At 41.9% G+C, this 2,328-nt stretch carries 4 protein-coding genes; 1 reads left to right on the forward strand and 3 read right to left on the reverse strand.

The window, feature by feature from the left end; translation table 11 throughout:
* Window positions 1–208: 208 nt before the first annotated feature.
* From AC0UA9_RS17555 to AC0UA9_RS17565, 3 genes are read right to left on the reverse strand one after another with little or no spacing between them, the layout of a single operon-like run.
* On the reverse strand, window positions 209–625 hold the full coding sequence (locus AC0UA9_RS17555; protein WP_475662049.1) for a curli assembly protein CsgF: 417 nt from the start codon (window positions 623–625) through the stop codon (window positions 209–211).
* A complete protein-coding gene (locus tag AC0UA9_RS17560; RefSeq protein WP_317998905.1) occupies window positions 625–1,140 on the reverse strand; it encodes a CsgE family curli-type amyloid fiber assembly protein in 516 nt (171 codons plus the stop codon). The genes AC0UA9_RS17555 and AC0UA9_RS17560 overlap by 1 nt, the downstream gene beginning before the upstream one ends.
* Before the next feature lie 22 nt (window positions 1,141–1,162).
* Window positions 1,163–1,855, reverse strand: coding sequence for a response regulator transcription factor (locus AC0UA9_RS17565; protein ID WP_125753346.1), 693 nt, complete (start codon window positions 1,853–1,855; stop codon window positions 1,163–1,165).
* Between the two features lie 284 nt (window positions 1,856–2,139).
* On the opposite strand from AC0UA9_RS17565, the gene AC0UA9_RS17570 reads away from it, so the two are divergent.
* Window positions 2,140–2,328, forward strand: a 189-nt coding sequence (locus AC0UA9_RS17570; RefSeq protein WP_475662051.1) for a non-canonical purine NTP pyrophosphatase, incomplete at its 3' end; no start/stop codon positions are given.

The raw sequence follows: 2,328 nt of genomic DNA on the forward strand, positions 1-2,328 counted from the left end.
CGATACAAGATCCTGGTAGGTAGCTCCTCTAGGTGTGAGTGTTGCTTCAGCACCTTCTAAATTTTCAGACGTTGCCACCATTCCTGCACAGCCACTCAGCAGGCTCGCGATGACAATTGAGGCGATAATTTTCATAATGATCCCCTGACAAAGCAGATAGCGTTAGTCGTTATTACTGGTTTTTTAGCGATTGGTATCGATGTTGTTGTTAAGGGTTAAATAGGCCGCCAACGCTAATCTCTGTTACATCTCCAGTAACTTTATCCACAACACGCACAATTAGTTGTCCGCTATTGTCACTTACGACAACGCCGAACTCATCGCTATCGAAGCTACCTTCACTGACTTCACCGCGGCTAACATCGTAAATGAGCTGTGATATCAACCGACTTTCTAAACTTTGTAATAAGCGCTCAGTGGATGATAATGTTTGCCCCCTACGTGCATTTGGATCTGTATTGGTATCTTGCGACTGGGCTTTACCTAACAGGTAACTACCTGTAAAAGGGTCGCCGCCAAAAGAAGGATTAATAGGTTTATAAATTAAATCCCCTGATTGCGCGTGAACACTTATTCCCATTAACACTATGAACGTAGCGTAAGCTGTTTTTCTATAGTTTTTCATTAGAATAACTCCTCTTTTCCCAAGTCTTTATCTGAGGTAAGAGCAGATGCCAGCTGCTGCTGGAGAAGTGCCTCCTCAACGATATTGACAGCTTCTCCTGCTACGCGGTCAGCTTCGCTAATCCTGGGAGAGAGCTGTGTTCTGAAGTACATCCGATTGCCTTCCACGATGGCAATTTGGCTGCCCCAGCGGGCATCGGGACGTTCTTGAATGGTAATCGTGGCATTACCGATAATGAGGTTATCCATTGCCCGCTGACTGAAAGCGCGATAAAAGGTCTTACCTGCCATGGTGACGGTACGGTCGACCATGATGCCGGTAAGTTCACTACCTCTATTTCGTTGTCCTTGAATTTCTGGGCCATCCGGACTTGATAGTTGGTTAATAGCGTTAACTTCTTCCTGTTCGTTGGCGACTAATGCGCGGGAAGAATTGTTTTTTTCATTGGCAAATGTATCAGTCGTTAATGCAAGAAAACTGATAAAAATGACCAGTAAATAGCGATGTAGATTCATAGCTATATACCCTTTTAAAAAGCTACCGATGACGTTGTAAACTACGTGCGGTTTCTATATTAGGAAGAATTGGTCCAAGGTTCTGATGGATCCAGTTAAGTGCTTGAATACGATTGTGGACGTTTATTTTTCGGAAAATGTTATAAAGATGAGACTTGACGGTGTGCTCACTTACAAACAACTTGTCGGCAATCTGCTGGTTAGAAGAACCCGCGCTTAATAAAGAGATAATTTCCATTTCTCGATTGGTTAATCCACAGGCTGGACGGAACGCGTTGCTTTGATACTTGCGATAAAAAAGAATCAGGCGCGCCATTAAATCTCGAGACATCCACAGCTCATCATCAAGTAACGCGTGGATACCTTTGCAAAATACCTCTAAGCTCTCATTGCGATAAAATACCCCTTTCAATTGAGCGCATGAGAGCGCTTCTAGCGCATGGTCCATATCGCGAATATTGAAAGCGGCTAGGGGGACTTTTGTAAGCGCTTCTGGCAGTTTCTCTTGCCACTCTGGCAATGCCTCTACACTAATATGGTCACTATCAATTAGGATGAGCAGCTTTTCGACAGGTGAAGAGGGTATGGTGACGTCAGGCGAGTAAATGCTAATTGAGCAATTGGTGTGATCATGTAAATAGTCTGCAAATAGCTGTGATTGCGGACTTTTTTCGGTAATGAGATACACCAAACCTATGGTCTTTTCCTGTGACATTGGGAAGCCCTCGTGGAAAGAAAGAGTGAGCAGGTACTCTCAGAAGTGTTGCCTATAAGATACATTTCGTAAAGTTTTGTTATTAGTTGTTTGGTAAAAATAATTTGAACATATATATGCTTTTTGGAAATATAAATGTTAACTATATGATTTAAATTTATTTATTTTTTAACATAAGGAATATTTAAATTAGATCTGCATGTTTACATTGAGTAACAAAAGGCTTGCTTTAGAAGAAATTTGAGACAAGTAAACTCATTACCTTCCTTTTCGGAGATATCGTTATGGCATCGTCAAATACCTTAGTTTTAGCCAGCGGAAATGTAGGAAAATTAAAAGAATTCAATCAATTACTAACACCCCTTGGGTTAGATGTTCGTGCGCAATCCGAATTTGGAGTAGGCGATGTGGAGGAAACAGGGCTTACTTTTGTTGAAAACGCACTTCTGAAAGCTCGTGAGGCAAGTAGAATC

It is taken from the genome of Colwellia sp. F1 (assembly GCF_056238625.1).